At 40.1% G+C, this 26,071-nt stretch carries 18 protein-coding genes; 5 read left to right on the top strand and 13 right to left on the bottom strand.

The window, feature by feature from the left end; genetic code table 11:
* Nucleotides 1-162: 162 nt before the first annotated feature.
* The 10 genes from QMA08_RS09050 to QMA08_RS09005 form a co-directional block, all read right to left on the bottom strand.
* Complete coding sequence (locus QMA08_RS09050; RefSeq protein ID WP_290174251.1) at nucleotides 163-3,096, bottom strand: TonB-dependent receptor; 2,934 nt, start codon at nucleotides 3,094-3,096, stop codon at nucleotides 163-165.
* A gap of 65 nt (nucleotides 3,097-3,161) precedes the next feature.
* Nucleotides 3,162-5,822, bottom strand: coding sequence for a glycoside hydrolase family 16 protein (locus tag QMA08_RS09045; RefSeq protein ID WP_002960103.1), 2,661 nt, complete (start codon nucleotides 5,820-5,822; stop codon nucleotides 3,162-3,164).
* A 261-nt stretch (nucleotides 5,823-6,083) separates the two neighbouring features.
* Nucleotides 6,084-6,875, bottom strand: coding sequence for a sterol desaturase family protein (locus tag QMA08_RS09040; RefSeq protein ID WP_290174250.1), 792 nt, complete (start codon nucleotides 6,873-6,875; stop codon nucleotides 6,084-6,086).
* Nucleotides 6,868-7,548: a CDP-alcohol phosphatidyltransferase family protein gene (locus QMA08_RS09035; RefSeq protein ID WP_197120571.1), complete on the bottom strand. Its 681-nt coding sequence runs from the start codon at nucleotides 7,546-7,548 to the stop codon at nucleotides 6,868-6,870. Before QMA08_RS09035 ends, QMA08_RS09040 begins: the two co-directional genes overlap by 8 nt.
* A gap of 32 nt (nucleotides 7,549-7,580) precedes the next feature.
* The gene (locus QMA08_RS09030) at nucleotides 7,581-8,219 is read right to left on the bottom strand and encodes an ATP-binding cassette domain-containing protein (RefSeq protein WP_008165767.1); all 639 of its coding nucleotides are present in this window, start codon (nucleotides 8,217-8,219) and stop codon (nucleotides 7,581-7,583) included.
* Between the two features lie 70 nt (nucleotides 8,220-8,289).
* The gene (locus tag QMA08_RS09025) at nucleotides 8,290-10,044 is read right to left on the bottom strand and encodes an ABC transporter permease subunit (RefSeq protein WP_290174249.1); all 1,755 of its coding nucleotides are present in this window, start codon (nucleotides 10,042-10,044) and stop codon (nucleotides 8,290-8,292) included.
* On the bottom strand, nucleotides 10,041-11,375 hold the full coding sequence (locus QMA08_RS09020) for an ABC transporter substrate-binding protein (protein WP_290174248.1): 1,335 nt from the start codon (nucleotides 11,373-11,375) through the stop codon (nucleotides 10,041-10,043). Before QMA08_RS09020 ends, QMA08_RS09025 begins: the two co-directional genes overlap by 4 nt.
* Nucleotides 11,362-12,180, bottom strand: coding sequence for a DUF547 domain-containing protein (locus tag QMA08_RS09015; RefSeq protein ID WP_002960116.1), 819 nt, complete (start codon nucleotides 12,178-12,180; stop codon nucleotides 11,362-11,364). The genes QMA08_RS09020 and QMA08_RS09015 overlap by 14 nt, the downstream gene beginning before the upstream one ends.
* 2 nt (nucleotides 12,181-12,182) lie before the next feature.
* Complete coding sequence (locus QMA08_RS09010) at nucleotides 12,183-14,336, bottom strand: bifunctional TVP38/TMEM64 family protein/FAD-dependent oxidoreductase (protein ID WP_039488400.1); 2,154 nt, start codon at nucleotides 14,334-14,336, stop codon at nucleotides 12,183-12,185.
* Between the two features lie 24 nt (nucleotides 14,337-14,360).
* Nucleotides 14,361-16,721 (bottom strand): TonB-dependent receptor, encoded by a 2,361-nt coding sequence (locus QMA08_RS09005; RefSeq protein WP_290174247.1) that lies wholly within the window; start codon nucleotides 16,719-16,721, stop codon nucleotides 14,361-14,363.
* A 430-nt stretch (nucleotides 16,722-17,151) separates the two neighbouring features.
* Between QMA08_RS09005 and QMA08_RS09000 the strand changes: the two genes are divergently transcribed.
* Entirely contained in the window at nucleotides 17,152-17,565 is a 414-nt protein-coding gene (locus QMA08_RS09000) for a hypothetical protein (protein ID WP_002960120.1), read from the top strand.
* 287 nt (nucleotides 17,566-17,852) lie between these two features.
* Complete coding sequence (locus QMA08_RS08995) at nucleotides 17,853-20,369, top strand: plasma-membrane proton-efflux P-type ATPase (protein ID WP_290174246.1); 2,517 nt, start codon at nucleotides 17,853-17,855, stop codon at nucleotides 20,367-20,369.
* A gap of 99 nt (nucleotides 20,370-20,468) precedes the next feature.
* Here the strand turns inward: QMA08_RS08995 and QMA08_RS08990 are convergent, their stop codons facing one another.
* Nucleotides 20,469-20,894, bottom strand: a complete 426-nt coding sequence (locus QMA08_RS08990) for a hemerythrin domain-containing protein (RefSeq protein WP_290174245.1) — start codon at nucleotides 20,892-20,894, stop codon at nucleotides 20,469-20,471.
* A gap of 331 nt (nucleotides 20,895-21,225) precedes the next feature.
* Here QMA08_RS08990 and QMA08_RS08985 point away from each other — a divergent pair, with 331 nt between their 5' ends.
* The 3 genes from QMA08_RS08985 to QMA08_RS08975 are packed head-to-tail and all read left to right on the top strand — an operon-like array spanning nucleotide 21,226 to nucleotide 22,042.
* Entirely contained in the window at nucleotides 21,226-21,480 is a 255-nt protein-coding gene (locus QMA08_RS08985; protein WP_290174244.1) for a hypothetical protein, read from the top strand.
* Between the two features lie 59 nt (nucleotides 21,481-21,539).
* Nucleotides 21,540-21,794: a hypothetical protein gene (locus QMA08_RS08980; RefSeq protein WP_290174243.1), complete on the top strand. Its 255-nt coding sequence runs from the start codon at nucleotides 21,540-21,542 to the stop codon at nucleotides 21,792-21,794.
* Nucleotides 21,795-21,823: 29 nt separating this feature from the next.
* On the top strand, nucleotides 21,824-22,042 hold the full coding sequence (locus tag QMA08_RS08975) for a DUF6500 family protein (protein ID WP_007377212.1): 219 nt from the start codon (nucleotides 21,824-21,826) through the stop codon (nucleotides 22,040-22,042).
* A 36-nt stretch (nucleotides 22,043-22,078) separates the two neighbouring features.
* On the opposite strand, the gene QMA08_RS08970 is transcribed toward QMA08_RS08975, so the two are convergent.
* Both QMA08_RS08970 and QMA08_RS08965 read right to left on the bottom strand, forming a co-directional pair.
* On the bottom strand, nucleotides 22,079-23,998 hold the full coding sequence (locus tag QMA08_RS08970; protein WP_290174242.1) for a GGDEF domain-containing protein: 1,920 nt from the start codon (nucleotides 23,996-23,998) through the stop codon (nucleotides 22,079-22,081).
* A gap of 178 nt (nucleotides 23,999-24,176) precedes the next feature.
* Nucleotides 24,177-25,832, bottom strand: a complete 1,656-nt coding sequence (locus QMA08_RS08965; protein WP_290174241.1) for an RluA family pseudouridine synthase — start codon at nucleotides 25,830-25,832, stop codon at nucleotides 24,177-24,179.
* Nucleotides 25,833-26,071 lie beyond the last annotated feature (239 nt).

Below are 26,071 nucleotides of genomic sequence, written 5' to 3'. Positions count from 1 at the left end.
AGGTACAAAAATTTTTGTCTAGTTCTAGCGTAATTTTCTTAACGTTAAGTAGTCCCTATATATAAACAGATTGGTACCATTTATTAAAAAATTATAACTTGAGACAATAAAAAAACCGCTCAGTGAGCGGTTTTTTGCATTTTTTACTAAAGGAAATTTAGTTTAGAACGTGTAACGAGCACCAATTGAGTAACGCGGACCGTATTGATTAGCAAATAAGAATTGCTCTTCGTAACGTCCGTAACCTTCTTCGGTTGCATTATTTAAGTTTATGCCATCAAAAAATACCGTTACGTTTTCGTTTACATCGTAGTTAACGCTCATGTCCCACTGGCCATACGCTTTAGCATATTGCGGAGGCGCATCAGCTGAACCTTGCGCTTGGCCTACACCAATTAGGTATGAGTCGCGCCATGCATAAGTAATTTTAACTGATAGGCCGTCTTTTTCGTAAAAACCTTGGAAGTTAGCTGAGTCACTTAAGCCTGTAAGCGGTGCTTGTTGATCAAGGCTTTCGCTATCAAATTCAACGTCGCCATCTACAAACGTTGCGTTAACACCAACACCAAAACCGGTTTCACCAATTAAGTGCTGAACAGCTACTTCAAAACCATCTACCGATTTACTGTCGGTGTTTTGTGGTTGGCTAATATTCCATGTAATTAGCGGATCGTCGCTGTTTGGTTCAATAACGCCATTTGCATTGCCGTAACCGCTGGCAATCATTTGTGCAAAAATAGCGTCGGTTGTTGCTTGCTCACCACGTGATTCAATATCGCTTACGGCTTGTAAGTAACGAGGGCCGTTTAAAATATCGTGCAAGCCATCAATAGTAGTTTGCGTAATGGTGGTTTGAATAAAGTTATCAACGTCTTTTTTAAAGTAACCAACAGATGCGTAGCTGCCTTCTGCGTAGTAATACTCAAGTGATAAATCAAGGTTTGTTGATTCAAACGGCAATAAGTTTGTATTACCTTGGCTACCTGTGCGAGAACCTGGTTTTGGGCTGCCTGTTAAGCTGCGGCCACCGGCTAAATTACCTAATGGTGCACGTGACATTGTTTTACCCCAAGATACGCGGGCTACTACGTCTTCAGTTAAATCAACACTTACGTCGATTGAAGGCAGTAAAACATCGTAATCACCTTGTTGCTCTAAGAAGTTATCATCGCCGCCAGCAGCGTATTGCATGATCCACTCAGAAGCGCTGATCCAATTAACTTGATCTTCAACGCGTTGACGTACAGTACTGGTTACGTCTGTTTGCTCATAGCGTAGGCCTGCATTTACTTTTACGTAGTAGTTACTTACGTCAAATTCCCAGCTTGATTGTACATAAAAGCTATCAGTGATTTCTTCTACGTAGCTTTCGCTATCTATTCCGTCTGCGTATGCATTAGCAGCATATGCATCGCCACCTGTTACATCTGCCGTTAAGTAAGCAATTTGGCGTGCAACAGCTTCGTCAAAATCGTAGGTATAGTAGTAACCAGGTTGTAAGTTGCTACCGCCGCCTTCAAATTGATCTAAAAGGCCCGATGTATCGTGACGGGTAAACATGCTATCTGGGAATATTTCTGTATACGATGGGTTAAAGCCTGGACCACCTACTAAACCACTCCACGCGGTGTAACCACCGGTGTTTTGTTCTGTACGTGATGCGCCAAATTTTACTTTAACTAAACCAATGTCATAACTTTCGTTATACCATGTTGTATGTAGCTGTAATTGTTCAATGTTTGACTCACCCGGTGAGTGAGTAAACTGACTAAAGTTTGAATCAATTTCGCCAGGCGTTAATTCACTTGTGCCATTTAACCAATTAACTTGTGCACTGGGTACTTCGCCCGTGCGGTAATCATAAATTTTATTAGCTAGCTGATCAGAACCTAAAATTACTTGGCCTGCACTTCCCAGCCCATTGTCGGCGCCGTTATCAGTTTCGTTTTTAGAGTCGTGGTAATCAAGCTCTACGTGCCACGTGTCACTAATTTCCCAATCTAGGTTTAAACCAAGTGAGCGTGCTTTTACTTCTGAAGTTCCTTTATTAGCTGTGAATGACGCATCGTTACCGCTAATATCAGCATAAACAGCTGTACCATTTTCATCTAGCTCGTAGCCATTAATATTGCTACCAAAGTCGTTCCAAATACCCCAACCAATGCTTTGAGAGCCAGTTACAGCTTTACTTGCAGTGTAATCAAGTGTTGCTACAAAGCCATCTACCGGTGCGTATTGAAAAGTAACTTGTCCGTTTGTACGTTCACGTTCTACATCTTCAATAGAGTAATTCATGTCTTTAGGGAAGTAGTAGTTACCTGCAGGGTCTGTGCGGTTATCAACGACGTTGCTGCTATCTAATTCAGGTAAGTCTACGTTTGCCTGCCAGCCTTGAATATTGGCACTTTGTTTTTGAAAGTCACGCTCTTGGTGCGAAAATGAAAAACCAAAACCAAAAGTGTCATCTACAAAAGTATTGCTGTAAACAGTAGAAAACTCTGGTGTTACGTCATCGCCAGCTTCGTTTGACGAGTCGTGATTTGCTTTAACGGTAGCTGAAAAGTTTTGACCCGGCTTTTGAAAAGGGCGCGCAGTAGAAATATTAACTGTTGCACCTAAGCCACCGCTTGGCACGTCTGCACGTGCTGTTTTAAATACTTCAAGGGCACTTACGCCTTCAGAGGCGATGTTTTCAAGATTATACGAACGAGTATAACCTGTGCCCGGCATTTGGCGGCCATTTAAGGTAATCAAGTTAAACTCAGGACCAAAACCACGTACTGTAATTTGGCTACCTTCACCGTTTGCACGGCTCACCGATACGCCGGTAATACGTTGTAATGATTCTGCTAAGTTGGTATCTGGGAATTTACCCATTTCTTCAGATGAAATGGCATCTACAATACCTGAAGAGTCGCGTTTCATATCCATAGAACGAATAAGTGAACCACGAATACCTTTTACTTCAATAACTTCTACATCAGATGAAACGCTTGTTTGTGCTTCTGCCGCAATAGCTGTGTTTAATGTGCTCGCAGCAATGATGAGAGACACAGAAGCCGCAAGTTGGCTCTTTTTAAAATTGAATGTGTTCATAATAGCTCTGCTTTATAAAATGTTGTTGTGTAGCAATAGGCGCTAAGCGCCTATTGGTGTGTGTTTTATGGATTTGCAATAATCACGTTGTCTATACGGTAAAGCGCGCCATCGCCCATGTCCCAGCTAGGAAAAACCATAATTACGTTTAATGCGCTAATGTCTAAGCCTGCATCAAATAATTGCTGAAGAGGGAAGGTGTATGTTTGCCATTCGCCCGTTACAGGTACTTGGCCTTCAACACTGCTAGATAAAGCAAGCTCTACGGCACTCGATGTACCAATTGATTCAATTTTAAATAGCCATTGTGCGTCAATATCTGAAGGCGCTGATACAACTTTCATATCAAATTGAACTACACCATTTTCAAGTATTGCAGAGGCATCGAACGATACGTCTTCATCAGCAATAAAGCCCATTACTGTAGCAGTAGAACCAATGCTAAATTGCGCTACTGCGCCATGCGCGTCATCATCGGTTTCTGTTGTTGGTGTAGAGCCACCACAACAATCCCAAATACTCCACTGCTCGGCCGCTGCATCTTTAAATAAAGTAAGCTCACCCGTTGCAGCTGGCGCTGCATTTGGATTATAAATTTTAACGTTATCTACACGGTAAACAGAGCCTTCACCTGCACCCCACGCTGGGAAAATCATTAATACATCTATAGTACTTACATCTAAGCCAGCAGCTGCAAGATCAGACAATTTAAATGTATATGTTTGCCACTCGCCTGTAACTGGCGCTACGCCTTCAACACTTGCCGTTAATTCAAGCTCTACTGCAGAGTCTCCGCCATTTGACTCAACTTTAAACAACCACGGTGTAGCTGGATCGCTAGGAGTAGAGGTTACTTTTAAATCAAATTGAATAACGCCTTCATCTAAAATGCTGCTAGCGTCAAACGATTCGCCTGCGCCACCTGACGATGTGCGGCTATTAAAGCCCATCACAGTAGGCTCTGCACCAATGCTAAACTCTGCGGTTAGACCATGTTCTTCATCATCCATAGCTTCAACAGGGGTTGAGCCACCACAACAATCCCACATTGGCCATGCTAGATTTTGCTCATCAGTAAAAATAGTAAGTTCAGGTGATACGCCTAAGTTATCTTGAGTAATCTCAACATCGTCAATTAAATAAACAGCGCCTTCACCTGCGCCCCATGTTGGAAACACCATGATCACATCAATTGCACTGATATCTAAATCTGCAGCATCTAAATCTTTTAGTAAAAATGTATAAGTTTGCCATTGGCCAACAACAGGGCTTACGCCTTCAACACTGTCTGTAATCGGCATTTCTACTGCGCTAGAACCTTCATTACTTTCAAGTTTTACAAGCCAAGCTGCATCAGCTGTGCCTGGTGCATTTGTTACTTTCATTTTAAAGCGAACGTAACCTTCATCCAACATTGGAGATGCATCAAACGGGCTGGCTTTTCCTGCTTCGTCAGTAATAAAAATTTCACGGCTAATAAAGCCCATTACAGTGGGTTCTGCACCTACTACAAATTCAACTACATCACCTTGGGTTTCATCTGCAACAATAGCGGGAGTAGAACCACCACAACAATCCCATGCAGGCCAATTTGGATTAAATGATTCACCAAAAATAGTTAGTGGTGTTGCAATGCCTGTCGAAGGTGGGCTAGGGATTGGTGCATCGCCTTCAAGCAAAGCATCGTCTAAGCTATTGTAACCTGGGCGAATAGTTTCACAGCCTTTACCTGTTTCAGGGTTTGATGCACATTGATAAACACGTACGTAATCAATAGCAAAGGTTTGGCCGTTTTCAAATGCGCTAGCGTCTACACCTAAATCATTTACGTTTTCAGGCCAGTCACCGCCTACTGCTAGGTTTAGCAATAAGTGAAAGTCTTTATCAAATGGTGCGCTATCCCAATGCGTTGTAAGTTCGCCAGAACCTTGTTCAAAGTATTCTGCAAACCAACCACGATGTTTTAGGCCTACAGCCTCACCACTTGCATTAGTACGAACTTCTGATTGACGCTGAGTTGCATAAAGGTAACCGTCTACGTACCAGCGAATTTCACCTTCTTGCCATTCAACAGCATACGTGTGGAAATCATCTGCCGGGTTAGTATCTTCAGGGAATTTGTATTCTTGCCCTGTGTAGCTGTTATCTGGCCACGCACGTCCGTAATGAAGTGTGCCGTGGATACTAGACTCTATACCGCCATCTTCATCTGGTGTTTTAAGGTTTACTGATTCTAAAACATCTATTTCGCCAGAACGAGGCCAAGTGCCGTAAACTTCATCAGTTGGCAGCATCCAAAATGCTGGCCAACTACCTTGTCCTGATGGAAGTTTGGCGCGCACTTCAAAGCGACCATATGTAAAGTCGGCGTTGTAACGCGTATTTAAGCGCGCTGAAGTGTAAGGTTTTTCTGCACCTTCTTCAGCGGGTAGGGCAACAATGTTTAACACACCGTCTGCAATAAATGCATTTTGCTCGCTGTCGGTGTAACACTGTTTCTCGTTGTTACCACCGCCATCGCAGTTTAATTCATAGTTCCATTTGTTTGTATCAATGGCTGAGCCTTCAAACTCGTCGCTCCAAACCATTTGCCAATCTGATACTGGCTCAGAGGCATCTACATTTTCAAAATTTGATTTAGTGGCAGAGTCACCACCACAGCCAGCTAACGTAACTAAAGAGATAGCGGCAAGTAAACGTGTAATGTGCGTTGTTTCAATGTTCATAACTGAACCCCGGTTTCAACAGATTATTGTCAGATTAATTGTTTTTTGAGCTTTGTGTTTCATGCTGTAAGCGCTTACATTTTAGATTGTGTTTTGTAAGCGCTTACAAATGATATTGTGGAGTACGCAAATGGTCAACATATTTGTTTATTTTATTTACAATTAGTTTACGGTAAGAGGCGTTTTAGTGTTACTTAATTCATAATAGGCTCTTTAATAAGAGCCTATTAAATATAGGACTAATCCGAGAATGTACGCGGTTTACTTATTTTTAAATGGCATGATCAATAAACCCCAAAGCGAGGCATTTTGCTTTTGGCTTGGGTATTCTTTTAAGCCAATATTTATATCTGCGTCGGCTTTTTTTGCTTTATCTTTGTAGCTACCAAATAATTTATCCCACCAAATTACACTAAAACCATAGTTTGAGTTGGTTTCACTAACCACTTGGCTATGGTGAATTCGATGCAATATTTGCGTCATTAATATTAAACGCAATGGTTTTTCAATAGCATTAGGTAGGCGTATATTTGCATGATTAAATAGTGCTAAACCATTAAGTGCTATTTCAAAAATAAGTACCGCAATGGCAGGTACGCCAAGAGCTGTTACTGCAATGAGTTTTATAAGTATGCTCAGTACAATTTCGATAGGGTGAAAGCGCAAGCCCGTACTTGTATCAACATGTGCATCGGCGTGGTGAACGCGGTGCAAGCGCCATAAAATAGGCACTTGATGAAATAATCTATGCTGCCAATAAATTAATATATCGAGTAAAAGTATGCTCAATATAATAATTAAACTGCTTGGTAGGGCTATTTGATTAAATAAGCCAATACCGTGCTCTTGATTGTAAAGTGCAACAGCAGTTAACCCAATAGGGACCACTAAGCGCGCAATAACTGATGAAGCAAACACTAATCCAAAATTAGCAAACCAACGTGTACTGCTTTTAATAGGTGCTTGGCGAGCAGGCTTTTGCCATTCAAGCAGCATCATTATAACTAAAATGCTAAAAAAGAAACCTAAACGCCACCATACTTCATTAGTCATCTATTACCTCAGAATTTGCACTGCTAGGCACGTTTTCAGCTGCTTTGTTAGCATCGGCTTCTTGTTGCTTAAGCGTGTGATAACCGCCATGTATACGGGTAAAAATAGTTATGCCACACGCAATAGCAAAAATACTCGCCATAACCGCAAAGTGCTGCGGCCAAATACAAAATGCAATAAATAGCGCTATTGTTTCAGTGCCTTCGGTTAAGCCGTTTAAGTAGTAAAAACTTTTGTATTTAAATTGCGGTTTTTCGAGTTTAAATTTTTCTGCGGCAATCGCAAAAGCTAAAAAGCTTGAGCCCGTACCAATAAAAGTGGCAAGTAATAACGATCCCGCTATCGCGTTTTGCTCAGGGTTTGCCAAAATAAAGCCAAGCGGAATAGCCGCGTAAAATAAAAAATCGAGTGTGATATCTAAAAAGCCGCCCGCGCTTGAACTTTGGTTTGCATAGCGTGCTAATGCGCCATCAAGTCCATCTAAAATTCGATTTAAAGCAATGGCCACTAATGCGCCGTACCACATTTCAAACGCCAGTAATGGCACGGCTAATAAGCCAACTAAAAAGCCTACCACGGTTAGCTGATCGGCGGTTATGCCGCGTTTATGCATAAGCATAACCACAGGTGTTAAAAGTGGCTTAATGACAGGGGTGATAAATTTGTCTAGCATGTTTATTGCCTTATGCGTTTAAAGCTATGTATTTAAAGTGCGCTACTTAAAGTTATGAGTTTGCCATTTGCAGCGTCGGCGTCGCTATGGTCATGAGTTACCATAATTGCAGGTAGCTTATGATCGCGTATTTGGCTAAACACGAGTTCGCGTGTATCAACACGCAGTTGGGTGTCGAGTTTGCTAAAGGGTTCGTCGAGTAAAATGGCTTTAGGTTCGCTCAGCAGCATACGTAATAATGCAACACGGGCTTGCTGCCCGCCCGACAAGTTATCGGGGTGGCGATTGCCCATATCTTTAAGACCTACTTGCTCAAGTGCGTGTTCTATTTTTTCAAGGCGTTGTTTTTTATTACCTTTGGGCATTGCAAAGGCAATGTTACCAGCAACAGTTAAGTGCGAAAACAATAAAGCGTCTTGATAGAGCACTCCAATATGGCGCAAGTGTGGAGGGGTGTTATCGATATTTTGACCATTAAGCCACACCTCTCCATTGGCCTTAAAGCTACTTGGTAAAGTACCCGTAAGCCAATTTAATAAGCTTGATTTACCACTGCCTGATGGGCCCATAATAGTCAGAATTTCACCGCCATTAACTTGCTCGTTTAAGCTAAGTAGCAGCTCATTTTGGCGATAAAGCTGACAATTTTTAATCTGTAACGATGACTGCATTAAAAAACCTTAACCCTGATAGTGTTAAACATGGGTGCTTTAAATATGTGCACTTTTAAACTTGCGTACTTTAAACACGTGCACTTTTGAAAAAATATTTAGGTAAACCCCATGCCAGTATAAATCCAATAAGCGGCAACGCCATTTGCATAATAGCGTACACGGCACTGGTGCGTCTGCTTGCGCCATTGGCAAGCGTAACGGCTTCGGTTGTTATTGTGGCTATGCGCCCGCCGCCAGCTAAAAGCGTGGGGAGGTATTGTCCAAAACTAATAGCTAAGCCCAGTGCGGCTGCAATTAAAATAGGGGCAAACAACTGAGGTAGTTTTACTTTAAAAAACACCTTGCATGGCGCTGCGCCTAGGCTTGCTGCAACATGAGCAAAACGAGGGTCTAAGCGCCTATAACTGCTGGCAAGTGACAAAAACACGTAAGGCAACACAAACAGTAAATGCGTAAGTACCACATTAAAAAATGCGGCTTGGTTATTTACCAATTGTTGTATCCATACTAGCCCAAACAAAAAGGCAATACTGGGTACTAATAACGGTAAGTAAATAATTAAACTGGTAAAACGAGAAATAGGTTTGTCACTCAATTGCTCTGATTCTAAACACAATAAAGTAAGAATAATGGCAAATAGTGTGGTTACTAAACCGATTGCTAGCGTATTAATAAGCGGGCTGCCCATTTGCATCAGCGCACTTTTAAAATGCAGTAGTGTAAATTGCTCAGGCATTACATCTGGAAAGCGCCAAAAACCTGCAACCGACCACATAACTAAACCAATAAGCGACAACAATATAAAGCTAATTACTAATGTGGTGAGTACGACCGTTATTTTTTGCCAATAAAATCCGCCATATTCGCGCACTCCATTAGTGAGAGAGTCGCTAAATAGCACTTTTACGGCCTTTTCTGCGCCAAGCCAAAGCGCTAACAAACTGCCTGTAACAGCCAGCTGTAATAAAGCACCTGCAGAGGCTTTAATGCGCAGGTTTAAATCAACATCGTTAAACCAATGCATTATTGCAACGGCCAACGTGGGTGGTGTATTTGGGCCTAAAATGAGTGGCATTTCTACACTGGCACTTGCATAGGCAAGCACCGCTAAAAGGGGCAAACGCAGCAGCGGATAAAGGCTTGGCAGTATTACTTTAAAAAAGGCGGTCATTGGGCAATAACCCAAGTTAAGCGCAACCTTATGTTGTTGGCGTAATTTTTTGCCAAGCTCAGGTTGAGCAAGTACGCCCAGTGCCATTAGTAATAAAAAGGGAAGCTCTTTTAGTGTTAAGCCTAAAATAATACTAATACCAAACGAATCATGCGGAAACATGCCGTTTGGCGCAAGTTCCCAGCCGCTTAACCAAGGCGACGCTAAGCGTGAAATCATACCTGAAGGGGCAATTAAAAACCCTACTGCAATAGCCGCGGCGGCATGAGGTATCACTAATATAGGGCTCAATAAACGCTGAATTCGGTTAAGCCACGGGCTATTAAAAAACGCAGCTAAAATCATTAAAGTAATGATAAATGCAAGCAGAGTACTTATTAAGCCCGTTGCAACGCTTAAGGTAACCATTTGAGTAAGGCCAGGTGTTTGCCAAAGGGCATTAAAACCTTGCAAGCTAAATGTAGTTTGCTCAAGTACGGGCGCATAACCAAAGGCAGGCAGCAATACGCTAATTAAGCCACCAAGTACGGGTAGTATAAGTAAAGCGAGTAAAAATCGCGGGCTAAATTTTACAATGCGCGTAAACATATCGGTGCTGCACTGCGTTGTTGCTTTGGTATTAATCGGTACACTTTTTGAAATAACACTCATTGGCTTACTCCATAACGAGTTTGCCAACCTTGCATAATGGCGTTTACCCAGCTTGGATGAGGTTCGCTCAATGTGCGTTTAATACTGTTTAAAGGCAGCGCACTTGGATGTGGTTTAGCTGTTTTAAATAAGGCTTGCTGATCAGGCGTTAACGTTGATTGAATAAGTACGCTTTTATCGCCCCATATATGCGCTTTTTGTTTTTGAGCTTGCGCCTCAGGGCTGAGTAAAAAATTAGCCACTAATTGCGCACTTTGCTGGTGGCTTGCATTGTAAGGGATTGCCACAAAATGGGTATTACTTAAACTGCCATCACTCATTGCGTAACTGCGAATGCTGTTTGGTAAATCATAGCGTTTTACAGCTGCGGGTACTTCAGGTGCAGAAAAAGTAAAGGCTAAACTCAACTCTGTATCGTCCACAAGGCGGCGCATTTGAGCACCACTTTGCATAAAATGAGTGCCAGCACGCCAAAGAGTTGGGTGTAGTTTATCTAAAAAGTCCCACAGTGGATTTAACACTTGCGCCGTATTTTTAGTTGTAGCTGGTTGGTTTAGCTGTGCTTTAATGTTTTCGCTGCTGTGCTTATGCAGCACAACTAAGGCGTATTTTAAAAAGCTCATACCTAAAAAGTCAGGCGGCTTTGGGTAACTAAAGCGACCAGGGTTTTGTGCGCTCCAGTTTAATAATTCGTTTAATGTCATCGGCAATTTATTGTTTGCCTTACCATTTATTGCAATGCTGTCGTAATAAAACGTAAGTGACGCTTGCCCCCATGGCGCCTCCATCCCATTGGTAGGTAAACCAAAATCAAATGTTACAGCAGGGTTATTAGCCGGATCGGTTAATGCAAAGTAGGGGAGTTTATTTGCCCATTGCTTTAAAAGCAGAGAGTGCTCACTCATGGTGGCAAAGTTAGCCCCGTTGATCCACATTAAATCTACGCTGCCTTGGTTGTTATTGTTTGCTGATTTTTCGGCAAGTACACGGCTTACTGCTTCGCTGGTGTCACTTAATTTTACATGTACCAGGTTAATGTTGTACTTAGTTTTAACTTGCTGCGCTGCCCATTGAATATAAGCATTTATTTGCGCGTCGCCGCCCCATGCATAAAAGTATACATCTTGATTGCGACCAAGTGTTTGAACTTGTTGCCAGCGAGATTGCTGTTGTGTGTTTATTACTAAATTACTTTTACTATTTGAGTTAATAACGGTATTAGCAAACGCAGTGCTCGAAAAAGCAGCTAAATTTGCGATTGCACAAACGCAAAACGCGACACAGCAAAAGCTGTATCGCGCCAGTGTTTGCCAAAACTTAATGGCGAACATTTAAATCCCAGTTATAGTCTAAAAATTTAACTTTCATGTCATCATTTTTAAGTGCTTTTTGCTGAGCGGGTATCAGTTTAAGTGCATCGCTATATTGCAGGAAAAATTGCTGTAGCGTGTTTGCACCTCTAAAACCTTTTTCAAAGTCATCGCCGTACCATTTAAATATTGAAGACACGCTTAGCGTATTTTCTTGAGCCATATTGCGTGTCATATCTGATAAAAAGCGCACTGTTTGCTCTTGCAGTTGGCTCTCTAAATCAGTGGCTGTATAGGCTTCTTCTCGAAGCGCTGGGCAACCAATACTCGCGCAATTTACTGCAAAGTGAATGCGTGGGTCGTTGTATTTACCGCTGCCACGTATTAAACCATGCTCTATATCATCAAGGCTGCGAGTTTTGCCAAGTAATGGCACAAACTCTTTACTCCATGGTGAGCTAAAAAAGCTCCCTAAGTCTTTAATTGATTTAAGATCTGGATACTTAGTCAATATAAGTTCAACAGTCCACGCATTATAAGCATTGATTAAAAAAGCGAGTTGCTTAGGCTTTTCCCACGCGTCAAATTCGCTTTGCGTTACAGCCGTTAACGAATCTAAATACGTTTTTAGCTGTGCATGTTCACGTTTTATAGCAGCGTAATCAACCTCAGTACTGTGATTATGATTAATAGCGACAACATGCTTATTTAATAATGCATTCCAGCTATCGTGCATGTTTTGGGCTTGAGCCGAAAATGACGTTGCAAACGATGTTACAACTAAAGCCGAACCAAGTAGCAATGCTTTTAGAGGTGTTTTAAACATAATTAACCTCGACGCCAAGTGTGGTATTTTTCAAGCAAGTTAAGCACTTTTTCAGGTGCATGAGCGCGTTTCCACTCACCTGCTGCGTATTTGTTACCTTCAGCCCAAGTAGGGTAGCTGTGTATAGTACCGAGTATTTTGTTAAGACCTAAGCCGTGTTTCATTGCCAGTACAAACTCAGCAATTAAATCGCCAGCGTGTTCAGATACTACAGTAACACCCAATATTTTGTCTTTGCCTTTGGGTGTAATCACTTTAATAAAGCCTTTTGTAGCGCTGTCGGTAATTGCACGGTCTAGCTCTTCAAATTCAAAGCGAGTAATTTCGTAATCTATGCCTTTGTCTTTTGCGTCTTGCTCGTTTAAGCCAACACGTGCTACTTCTGGGTCAATAAACGTAGTCCACGGAATAACACGGTAATCTACTTTAAACTTTTTAAGGTGACCAAATAAGCCATTTACCGCTGCGTACCAACCCTGATGGGCTGCCACATGTGTAAACTGGTATGGACCTACAATATCGCCTGCTGCAAAAATATTAGGGTAGAGTGTTTCTAGGTATTCGTTAGTTACTACCGTGCGGTTTGTTTCAATGCCTAGCTCTTCAAGACCGTAACCTTTAAGGCGTGCACTTCTACCAACGGCACATAATAGCTCGTCGTATTCAATATCTATTTCTTTGTCGTTATGTTTAACAACAATATATTTTTTACCATCGCGAGCTTCACAGCGAAGTGCTTGGTGCGATGTTAAAATATTAACGCCACTTTCGGTTAACGCTTCGTGAGCAAAAGTAGACACTTCAAGATCTTCTTTGATCATGATGCGCTCCGCCATTTCAATTTGCGTAACGCTTGAACCTAAACGTGCAAAGCTTTGTGCTAATTCGCTACCAATTGGACCACCACCAAGTACTACAAGTTTTTTAGGTGCCTCATCTAGCTCTGCAAATTTATTCCACAACGTATCGCTGGTTACATAGCCTGTTTCTTCAATACCAGGTAGTGGCGGTACAAATGGGCGTGCGCCAGTGGCAATAACAATAGTGCGTGCCGTGAGTGTTTGCGTGCCACCGTCGTTAAGTTTAATTTCTACAGTCCACGGGTCGATTAATTTACCGTAGCCTTTTACAACATCTACGCCTAAGTCTGTGTAGCGCTCAACACTGTCGTGTGGTGCTACATCTGCAATTACTTTGTGTACACGTGCCATTACTTTTTTGAACGAAAACTGCGGTGTCGCATTTTCTAGGCCGTAGTTTTCACCATGGCGAATTTGTTCTGCAATTTTAGCGCTTTTAATGACTGCTTTACTTGGAACACAACCATAGTTTAAACAGTCTCCGCCCATTTCGCCCGCTTCAATAAGGGTTACTTTTGCTTTAACAGCAGCGGCTATATAACTTGTTACCAAACCACCTGCGCCTGCGCCAATAACAATCATGTTACGGTCGAATTTTTTAGGCTTAGTGTAGTTTTTGTATACGCGACGTTTTTTAAACACGTTTAAGATTCCTTTTGCAATGAATGGGAATATACCCAATAAAGCGAATGATAAGATTAAGTTGAATGATAAAATTCCAGATAAGCTCTCTATTTGCGCCAGTTGTGTACCTGCGTTAACAAATACAAATGTACCGGCGAGCATACCTGCTTGGCTTACCCAGTAGTAAGTCCATGACTTTATTGAAGTAACACCCATTAGTAAGTTAATTAAAAAGAACGGAAACACCGGCACTAAACGAAGGGTAAATAAGTAAAATCCACCTTCTTTTTCAACGCCTGCATCAATGGCGGCTAAGCGCTCAGGAAAACGTTGCTTAATAGTGTCACGTAGTAAGTAACGCGATACTAAAAAGGCAAGTGTTGCGCCAATAGTTGAGGCAAAAGATGCAACCAATAAGCCTTCAACTAAGCCAAACAATGCACCTGCGGCAAGTGTTAAAATAGCGGCGCCTGGTAAAGAGAGAGCAGTTACTACTACGTATAGTAAAAAGAACCCACCAATAACTAGTAATGGTGACTGCTCTTTGTATTGGTTAAACTGATCCATCGATCCTTTTAAGCCATCAAGCGTAAGTAGTTGGTGTAAGTCAAAATGAAAGAACAGACCGACGGCGGCCGCTGCAATCAATAATAGAAATATTTTTTTAATCATGTTCTCTCTCTTTCAAACTTGTCTTTAAAAATTATGGGTAAGCGTAAGCTTGGCGTTAATTGGCAACTCAGGAAAAGCTAAAGTTGCACCAAAGTAACCGCCTTCAAATACTGGGCGCCAGTTTTTTTGATTCGTCACGTTGTTTACATCTAATCGTAACTTGGTACTAGGCGTAAAAGCATAGCTAGTATTTACGTTTAGTGTGTATTGATCACGAATTTTTACTGTCGCCAAAAAGTCTAATGGGTAACTCTTTGTATATAGACCTGAAAAACCCGTTTGCCATTTCGAATTAATTGAATAATTTCCGTTAAAGCTGAAAGATTGCTCAGGGATGCCCTGTACACGGGTGTTTGAAGGTGCAAAAGCGGTAAAGCTAGGTGCGCCAACACTGGTACCTGCAATAATATCTGGACGTGAGTTGTCAAATGCATCAGCGACTTGAGCTGAATCTTGGCTACTTGCAGAATTATCGTAGCGAGCGTCAATATAGCTGTAGCCGGCACTTAACCAATAAGGGTAAGCATCATAAAATATTTGGCTTTCAAAGCCGGTAGTACGAATGCCGGTATTACTACCATCGCGATTACGTAAACTACGACGTTGGCTGAATACTGCTCCATCGGCGTACCAATCACTGTCGGTTGGTGCGTATTTCAAACCAAATTCAACTAAGGTATTTTCGGTTGAAAAGTTTTGTGCGCTAATCGTGTTGTCGCCACCAAGAGACGTGCCGCCAGCCATACTATTTGATGTGGCTTCGTTGTAACTTGCTGCACCATAAGTGGTGTAATCACCATTTAATCGGTAGTTAAAGCTTACTTGCCCCGAATGTAGCTTATCGTTAATGCTATCGCGAGCTGCAATTTCACCCTCTGGTGCTATTGGGTCGTGCGCGTCTACGTCATAAAAATCAATGCGGTAACCAACACTTGTATGAAACTTATCTGTCCAATCTGAATCTTGCTGAATAGCAAAACCCGTTTGCCATGAGCGCGAATCGGTAGTGTCTGATAAGTTAAAGTCGCCGCTGCCATCGTTATTAATATCGTATTGACCACCAGGGGATACAAATACACCTGGACTAATTTCAATTAAACGCGCTTGTTGTGCATCAGTTAAAGGAATGCGGCGATTTGATACTGGGCCAGTTAAATCAATAGGTAAGTCGGCTTCTGTTGTAAATTGGCTGTAGCCTAGCACGCGGTTGTAACGCACATCAAAAGCAAAAATTGTTTGCTGTTCGTTGCTCCATTGGTAAGTCAGTTCGGTACGGTTTTGCGCGGTATCGGCACCATCTATAATTTCAACAAAGCTATTTTGTGCAATTTCTTCGCGTTGTAAGTGCTGAAAATACGTAATGTTTTTTATTGATGCGTTGTTTGAAAGTTCACGCTTATAAATACTGTGTAGTAAATAAGTAGTGGCTTCGTTTTGATTGTCAGGGTCGGTAAGTACTGTACTACGGTCTATTTTTACTTGCCCAGTTGGTGAGATTATTGAACCTGCCGCTGGAACTGTACTGCCATTTGCTTGTACGCCTTGGCCGGTAATATAAAGGCCATCATCTATTAGCGCTTGAGTAGGGCGGTTAATACCTGCGTTATCGGTAAATTCAACTTGGTATAACTCAAAGTTAATATCCCAGCTGCTCTTGTCATCAGGTAACACCCTAAGTGCTGCATATAGGCTGTCGCTTTTCGTGCCCGAAAAGTCGTAGTAGCTGCCGTTATCAATGTGTTCAGCGCTTACTCTAAAGCCTACTTTGTCTTTTACTATAGGTGCACTGTAATCAACTAAAACACTGTACTGATCCCATCGTCCTGCAGATACCGTTGCTTTGCCTTTACTGTCGTCAGTTGATGCTTTTTTAGAATGTAAGTTTACAAAACCACCGTTGCGTTGGCTTGAACCAAATAATACCGGTGGCGCGCCTTTTACTACATCTATTTGTTCTATAGAGTTGAACGATAACGGCACACCAAAGCCATTATTACCTGCTTGGCGGCGTGTACCATCTTGGAAAAGCTCACCTAGTTGCCCACGAATAGTAGGTAAACTAGGTGCGCCAAAACCACTGGCTGAATAGGTATTAGGACTTACTGCAAGTACATCTTGTAAAGTCGTAATATTGAGTTGTTCTATTAACTCGCTTGAAATTGGTGTTACTGATCGGGCTATATCTTGTAGAGCTAAGTTGTCGCCAAAAGGGCCGTCTACAGTGGCATTTTTAACCGAAAGACCTTGAGATTTAATAACTTGGCCTGCCACTTCAATACGCTCAATTGCGTCTTCTTTTGCTGTTTTTGATTCTTCGGCTGCAAAAGCATTAAGTGGTGTATTTAATATAGTGGCTAGGGAAAGTGCTAAATATGCGTGTTTCAAACGTTTTCTCTCTACGGTTAAAATGTTGTTGGCGATAAAGACCGAAAGGATTAAAAATAACTTTCAGTAAAATTTTGATTCTTTTTGTTTTTTTAGAACATAACAAAACAGATGCATTATAAAGTTGGTAATTAAGTACTATTGTTTTATTAGTCGATAAAATGTTAATAGAGTAACTGTATTTAATTAAGCATAAATAATTGCTTTTAATAAGATTTATTAATTATAGACTACTTTCAACCTACTAACATTTTAAACTTGTTAACTTTTATGCAGCATTTTTTAAATTACTTAAATAAGCTTCTCTTTTAGTACTGCATGGCTTAACTAATGAATTTAATCAAAAATTTTTGAAATTTTTTGAAATAAAAAACAACTTATACGGTCTAGGTTACTTCTACGTTTATTAATATTCATTTAAGGAAATTTTATGACAGGTTCAATGAATTCTGATGTGCAAAACCGTTTGCAGTGGTCACTTTTATCTTTGCGTTTAGGCGTGTTTATTGTAATGGTTATGTGGACATTCGATAAGTTTGTTAATCCTGGGCATAGCGCACGTATTTTTGAACATTTTTACGGTATTAGTGGCTCTACAGACATAGTGGCTTACATTATTGGTGCGGTGCAGTTAGTGCTTGTTTTAGCGTTTTTAGCCGGTATTAAAAAGCGTATAACGTACGGTATCATTTTTGTAATGCATGGCTTATCTACGCTTTCTTCGTACAACCAGTACATAGATGGCTTTAATAACTTATTATTCTTTACTGCATGGCCAATGTGGGCTGCGTGTTTTGCACTTTACTTATTACGCGATCAAGACGTGAAATTTACTGTAAAGTAATAAAACAATAGCCATACCCTTAAGGTTATAGCTAAAAATACATTGGGCTGAGTTATTTACTATTTCAGTCCAATGTATAGCCTTTGAGCACTTATTTTAATAATCCAACCTCTTTGTCATCTTCTAAAAATAATCCTTTTTATATTATTTCATCCTAAATATTGCGTTAGATCAAAGTTAATATATTTGTAAGAACAATATCGACAGCTTTAGTTTATGTTAGCTATACGGTTAGTAGGTTTTAATTACCTCAAGTTATTCAACTCAATGTTGTATAGAAGGCTCGTATGGAAAAGGTTAAAATTTCGTCAGTGCATCAGTCATCAAATCGTTCAGCAAACAAGTTTTCACATGGTCAAAGTTGCGATGAATTGAGCAAGCTCGATTTAGCACAATTACAAGCAAAGCTAAAAACATCATCCGACGGGTTAAGCCAAACTGATGCCACACAAAGATTGGCACAATATGGACCTAACGAACTAGTTGAAGAAAAAACAAACCTACTAATCAAATTTTTATCTTACTTTTGGGGACCAATACCTTGGATGATCGAGGCTGCTATTATTCTATCGGCGCTTGCTAAGCACTGGGCTGATTTTTTTATTATTCTTGTATTATTGCTGTCTAACGTATTGGTTGGCTTTTGGGAAGAGCACCAAGCGGGTAATGCAATTGCTGCATTAAAAGCAAAATTAGCTAACAAAGCACGCGTTCGCCGCGATACTCAGTGGCAAAATTTAAATGCCAGCGAACTTGTCCCAGGTGATGTTATTAGAATGCGGATGGGGGATATAGTGCCTGCAGATGCGCGTTTGCTAAATGGTGATCCCGTAGAAGTCGATCAATCATCTCTTACGGGGGAGTCGTTACCAGTTGTAAAGTCGGCGGGTGAAACTGTTTATTCGGGCTCTATTATTCGCCAAGGGGAAATAGAAGCAATAGTTTACGCAACCGGCGCTAATACCTTTTTTGGTAAAACAGCACAGTTAGTTCAAGGGGAGCGAACTGCAAGTCATTTTCAGCGAGCAGTGCTTAAAATTGGTAATTATTTAATAATGCTTGCTGCGGCTTTAGTACTGCTTATAGTTATTGTTGCTTTGTTTCGCGATGATCCAATGATCACCACATTGCAGTTTGCACTCGTATTAACCGTTGCGGCAATACCAGTCGCCATGCCAACAGTGCTATCAGTTACTATGGCTGTGGGCGCTCGTTTATTGGCTAAAAAGCAAGTGGTTGTAACACGTTTAGCTGCAATTGAAGAGCTAGCGGGTGTTGATATTCTTTGTTCCGATAAAACCGGCACATTGACACAAAACCTATTAACATTAGGTGACCCGTTTTATATCGAAAACTCAATAAATAAAGGCTCTGCTGAGCAAGTTATATTGTACGCGGCATTAGCATCTCGCTCAGAAAATAACGATCCGATTGACTTAGCAGTATTACAAAGTGTAAAAGCTGAGCAGCATCTAGATTCTTATCATATAGAGCATTTTCAGCCATTTGATCCTGTGAGCAAACGTACTGAAGCAATTGTTAAAAATGCTGATGGTAAAACGTTTAAAGTGACCAAAGGTGCACCGCAGGTTATTTTAGCTTTGTCGGTTAATATTGAAGCAGTTAAAACTGCAGTTGAGGCATCGATAGATGAATTTGCAGCGCGTGGGTTTCGCTCTTTAGCGGTTGCTAAAACAGACGAGCAAGGTAAATGGCAATTTATAGGCGTATTGCCGCTTTTTGATCCACCGCGTGAAGAAGCAATACAAACCATTGCCGATGCAAAAGAAATGGGTATGAGCGTTAAAATGGTCACGGGCGATCAAGTGGCCATTGCGCGCGAAACTGCAAGTAAACTGGGTTTAGGGACAAACATTCTTGATGCTAGTGGATTTGGTGCAACTGAGCATCACCAAACAACGCAGTTAGATGACTCTATTGAGAGTGCTGACGGATTCGCACAAGTATTTCCTGAGCATAAATACCATATTATTGATGTGCTTCAGCATAGAGGGCACATTGTTGGTATGACAGGAGATGGCGTAAATGATGCGCCAGCACTTAAAAAAGCTGACTGTGGTATTGCTGTATCGGGCGCTACAGATGCAGCGCGTTCAGCAGCATCAATCGTATTAATGACCGATGGCTTGTCGGTTATAATTGATGCAGTTAAAGAAAGCCGAAAAATATTTCAACGCATGAACAGTTACGCTATTTACAGGGTTGCTGAAACTCTGCGCGTATTACTTTTTATGACAATGGCGATATTAATTTTTAACTTTTATCCGTTAACAGCAGTCATGATTGTAATGCTTGCTTTACTTAACGATGCCGCCATTTTGTCAATTGCATACGACAATGTACATTATCAAAATAAGCCCGAAACATGGAATATGCGGCTCGTTTTAAGTATTGCATCTGTGCTGGGAATTCTAGGGCCAATTGCAGCCTTTGGTTTATTTTACTTAGGAGATAAAGTATTTGAACTCGACCGTCCTCATCTTCAAACATTAATGTACTTATTACTTTCTGTAGCAGGGCATTTGACTATATTTTTAGCGCGTACCCGAGGTCCATTTTGGTCTATTAAACCGTCTGCTATATTAATGGTCGCCGTATTTGGCACGCAAGTTATAGCAACACTTATTGCTGTTTATGGTGTGTTTATGACCCCACTAGGATGGGGCTGGGCACTTGCTGTGTGGGCATATGCTTTGGTGTGGTTTTTTATTAACGATGGTTTAAAGCTAGTGGCGTATCGAATTTTTGATCCGACAGAAGCACCATTGCTAGAGAAGAGTTAGCATATAGGTTTAAAAATAAAAAAATTGGTTATAAGCCATAAGGCTTATAACCAATAAGTACACAGGGAGTGTGTGGAAGTCGGTTTGCATGTTATGCAACTAATGCATAGCGTCGTTGTATTGCTCAGCAAGGCTCTCTTTTTGCCCTTCGGTAAGTGCTTTACCCGCTAATTGAAACACTTCGTGTTCTTCTTCACTTAAATGATGGTGTACCAAATGGTGTAGCTTTTTAGCTGCAACTAACCATGCAGACGAGCTCATTTCGGTATCTTCAAGTTGTTCAATTAATTCATCAATTTCGTGATGTTCAGCTACGCTGTGGCGCGCTTTTTCATGAGTTAAGTCATCAAACATAAGTGGGTTATAAAAGTAACGTTCTTCAAATTTTGCGTGTTGTTCTAATTCTGTTTTTAGCTCATCCATTAGCGTGTGGCGCTGCTCTGTGTCGCCGTGTGTTTGAATAAGTTCATCTACCAATTCTCGTTGTTTATCATGGTCGTGACGTAGTGCTTCAAAAATATTCATAACTAGTCCTTTTACAATTTATTTGCTTATATCATTAACTAGCAAACTAAATGCCAAATATTAAGTTATTGTATTTTAATGAATTTATATTGGTTTTTTATTTTTAGGCTGCTATCACTGTAAATTTTACAGTGATATGAATGCAATAATTTCAGGCTTTCGCGCAGACCAATTATAAAAGTGAGTATAAATTCCTACAGAACCTTACAAATATTTACTGGTTGTTTATTTTATAGCAGTGATAAAGTGTCAGTGTTATTTGGGTACAACCCATATATTACCCTCACACATAAATGCAGGTAGCACGTTAACTTAATAGGATAGTTTAAGGATGAACATAAAAAGCCCCGTCGCCGCATTACTACTGCGCGCTTTACTGAGTGCATGTAGTACAGCCCCGCGTTCTGACCCTAACTTATGCATTGAAGAGGCTGAAATGGTTGATCGAAATGGCGCTCAAACAAGCTCACAGGTTTACAATCAATGCATTAGCGCACAAATTAAAAAGGATGAAAAAAATGACACTTTTTTTGATGCCATCGGTACGTTCTTTTTTGAATTTTTTGCAATGGTGGTAGAAAAGTAAATAGGCTAACTTGCAGCTGTAATTTAAAGTAAATAATTTGCGTAAAAATAGGATTAGTTATGAAGCAATTGTTGATAGCAATTTCACTTTTTTTATTACTAAGCGCTTGTGCGGCGCAGCCTTATGCAGGCTCGGCAAAATGTATGGACCAAGCAGATATTGCATACGAAACCGATACACGTAAAAATGAGACATTAGATAATGAATGCAAAGCTGCAAAAGTAAATACGCCTAATAAAGAGCTTGAGAATCATGGCTTGGTTGATAGAAGCCTTTTACAGCTAATCGTTAGCTTTTTAAATGGCGTATTTTAATAGTAAAAATATAATTAAATAAGGTATGTATGAGGGAAGAACTAAGAGCAAAAATAATTACCGTGTGCGATAAAAAAATAGCAGCTAAAGGCGAAAATGTAGGGCTTTCTTTTTATGCATTTTTTGCTAATAAAAACGACGACCCAGAGCTACTTATGGAAGCTGCTACTTGGTGGATACACACCCATAAATTAGATCATTTTGTAAAAGCACATAAAATTAAACAGATGGTTTTAGATGGACTTTAGTCAATTAACTGAGCAAGTACTTTTAGCTGTGTTTATTTAATCAACAACGACTTGGTTTCTTCCGTTTTCTTTTGCTTTATAAAGTAATTTATCTGCATGCTTAATAAGAACATCTAGTGTGCTTTTTAAAGGGTTACTTACAGAGGCTCCCACACTAAAAGTGATTTGTGTATTACTAGGAAGGTCTTTTATATTACTACAATGCTCGGTAAACCTAGTGGCGAGCTGGTCAAATATATCTCGAATAGCTAGTTCGTCAACCGAATTTAGTGCAAACAACCATTCTTCGCCGCCGTAGCGGCCAAACTGATGGTCACCACTTAGTGTTTCTTTTGCAGCCTTTGCAAAGGCAATAAGAACTAAATCTCCAACATCGTGACCAAATTGGTCGTTAACTTTTTTAAAGTAGTCTAAGTCAACAATTGCTATCGTCATTTTACCTTCATCAAGCTTTGCTTCTGCGGCGAGCATTATTCCTCTGCGATTAGGGCTATTTGTTAGATAATCTGTTAATGAAATATCGTGATATTTTTGACGTTGTCGAGCTTGCCTATAAAATAAAAATAATGAAGCAATCACTAAAATAAACGCTATAGCAGCGCTGAGTCGCCAAATTATTTTTTGTTGGTACTCTTCTTTAGCTTGTAGTTCACTAATGTCTTTTGCGTACTCTAGTTGCTGTATTTTTTCTTCTTTTTCTTTTACTTCAAACTGTACCTGTAGTGTTTTTATATTACTTTCACTGGTAGCTTCGTAGTGTTTTTTTGTATAAAGGAGCTTTTGTTCAATTGCTTCAAAAGCCTCGTCAGTGTAGTTAAGGCGTCGCTTTAGCTCATAGCGTTTACTTAAAAAATCGGCTTTATAAATACTGCGGCTGAACTTATCTAAGTTTAAAAATACCTCATCGTTTACTTCATTTGCTTGATCTAGTAAATCTAGTTTTATATATATGTCAGCTAACAAAATGAGCGATGCGAGTTGCATGTCGTGTACACCTGCAGAACGAGCAAGTTCAATGTTTTCTTTAGTTAAAGTTAAAGCTTTATCGTAGTTTGCTTGTAAGTACTCAATGCTAGCAATTGAGTATTGGGCAAAGGTTAAGCCTTTTTGCATATTAGCTTTTTTAAAGTAGAACAATGCTTTGTCTAGGTATATTAAGGCATCTTTAGGTTTTTTTATCTCGAGCAATATATTGCCTAAACTCCAATATGCTTTTGCAGTAAAAAGCCCATCTTGTGTTTGCTCATATGCCGCAACCGCTTTTTTTGCATAATATATGGCTTTGTCTTTTTCGTTTAGATAATTATATGCATCGGCTATTTTTCTAAAAAAGTATCCCTGAGATGCTGAATCGTCATCTTTTAATGCTAATTCTAGCCCCTCTAGTGCAACATTTAGGGTCTTTTTCAATGCGTCTGTATCGGTGTAATAGTAAGCAAGTGCTCGTAAAATAATAATTTTTCCTTTAGATGAATGCTGTTGCAAGCTCTCTTCTAATTTTGTGGCTAGCGTGTGTGCTGGAGCTGGGTTTGCATCCCTCGCTAGAGACTTGAGTTGTGATTCGAGAAATAATAAATATACACTTTTTTGGTTTGGTAACTCTTTGTTCTTCAAGTAATAGGATAAGTGAGTGTTTAACGCTGCGTATTTTTCTTGTCTAAAAAGTAACTCCGCATACAAAGCGGCCGCTTCTAAATGAAGTTTTTTCCAATTTTGATCTTTGCTTATTTTAAACGCTTGAGTGAGTTTGTCTCCATTTTGAAGATAGTCTAATTCATTCAGTTTTATGTTGTTGATCAGGACTTGAGTCGTGTCAAAGTCTAGCGCATGTAAAGTTGCACTTAATGAGTCGCCCTTAGCTGAGGCAAGTTTACTAAAAAGTAAAAATAAAATGAGAACAATATACTTTGCCCATAAAGCATTACCTAAAATCTTTATTTGTGTATTGTTAGCCATGTTAATCCTTTGCTGACTTATTTTTATTATTGAAATACTTATTCACAGTGCTTAATAAACTTGGGTTTGAACAGCTTTTTTATACTCATCATTGAAGAAAAAGACCACAAACAATATCAATTAAATTTAATAAAAACCAACACATTGAATAATATAGCTGTTATAGCAAAGTGTTTTATTAAAAATCAGCGGCTACTTCAAACTCTAATCGCTCGAGCGTAATAGGGTGAGTAAATGCTAAGTATTCTGCATGTAAATGTAATCGTTCGGCTTTTTGCCCGTAATGTGTGTCGCCTATAATTGGCATGTTTAAACCTAAGCTGTGCGCACAATGCACTCTCAATTGATGAGTTCGCCCTGTTTTAGGGTATAACTGTAATCGGGTAATATTGTTGTTACGCTCTAAAACCTGCCAGGTAGTAAGTGATGGCTTACCGTGTGTGTAACACACCATTTGGCGCGGTTTATCATCAAAGTCGAGCACTAGGGGCAAATCAATTACTCCGCTATCCTCAGCTACGTTACCATTAACTAATGCGACATAACGTTTATCTATGGTGCGTTCAATAAACTGCTTTTGCAGTGCTTTGTGCACGCGTTTATTAAGCGCAATCATCAATAACCCAGAAGTCGACATATCTAATCTGTGAACAATTAGTGGGCCTGATGCCTCTGGAAACTGCGTTTTGATTCGCATATAAACTGAGTCATCAATATTAACGCCAGGTACCGATAAAAACTCAGCGGGCTTATTTACCACAAGTAAGTCGTCATCTTTATAAACAATACTTAAATCTTTACCCTGAGCTGGGTTAATAAGTAGCGGGTTATCTTCAACATCTAAACCCTTTAGCATGTGCCCAAGTATTGGTTGGCATTTACTGTAACAAGAAGGGTAGTAGTTTTTATGCTGCCTAATTGCTGATTTTGGCGCTGCTCCCCACCAAAACTCAGCCATAGCAAGTGGCTTTAAGTCATGTTTATAGGCGTATTGTAATAATTTAGGCGCTGCACAATCGCCAGCACCCGAAGGAGGAGTGTGCTCAGGTAATGCTGCAAATATGGCATTTAAATCTGTAGTTTCACCATTTGCATTTAAAAATTGGTACTGTGCAAATAGCTTTTTTTGTAAGCTTTTAGAAAGCGTTTTACGGCGTTTTTTTAAATGAGTAATTTCATCAGAAATATTGATGTGTGTTTGCTGCAGTGACTCGATTATATTTTGCCAATAGGCTTTAAGTGCCAGCAGTTGCTTTTTTTCTACGATGCTTTGCCCTGCAAGCTTATTTTTTAACTGCTCAAAATCACTTTCGCTAAGCTCTAATTTGCCTTCAGTACGTTGTATTTTTCTTTGCTGACGACCGGCTTGCATTACTGCCTGTTGAGCTAATAACGCTTGCTGGTAGCTCTGTGTTGCATCATCAAGTTTGCTATTAACTTCAAGCAGTTGTTCACTATTTTCTAATTGCTCAATTTGAGCATTAATATCGTTAATTATTTTACTTTGAGCCAAATAGGTATCGTCTTGAAGTTGCATGCTAGAAACAGGCGGCACAAAGCTAATATTGCCTTTATCACCTTCAATTTGTCCCGAATAAGCGCTTAAAAAGCCTAATTGTTGCTTAGCATTTTGCACCACTAAAACCCCAAACATTTTACCTGCATTTTCTGCTTTTAAATGCGTTAACGTTTCAAGTTGTTGCTGTAATTGTTTTGTGGCTGCTACAGCTAATGGTTGCGGCTCGTAATAGAAAGGGAAAGTAAACTTTTCAGGAAGCGCGAGAGCATCAATATTTTGAGAAAATAATGTAAAGCAAGAAGCAGAATTTGACATAGAAGTAAGAGAAAAGCATTCAGTAAAATAATTGAGCGCATAATAACATATTCATAGTTAAGCCACTAAAAATCTCGCATCCGCATATTCATAAACACTTTAAAGCGGACATTCATGTTTTATGTATCAGTATGGGGGCGCAGCAAACCTAAGCGTTTGCTAGTAAAGTCTCAGTAGTAATATATATATCATTATCAAAATATTTAAGCTTATCGATTCTCAATAATTGAGCGCATTTC

The organism is Pseudoalteromonas sp. APC 3355, from assembly GCF_030407615.1.
GTDB classification, from domain to species: Bacteria; Pseudomonadota; Gammaproteobacteria; order Enterobacterales; family Alteromonadaceae; genus Pseudoalteromonas; species Pseudoalteromonas distincta.
This window is presented reverse-complemented; position numbering and strand designations above follow the sequence as displayed.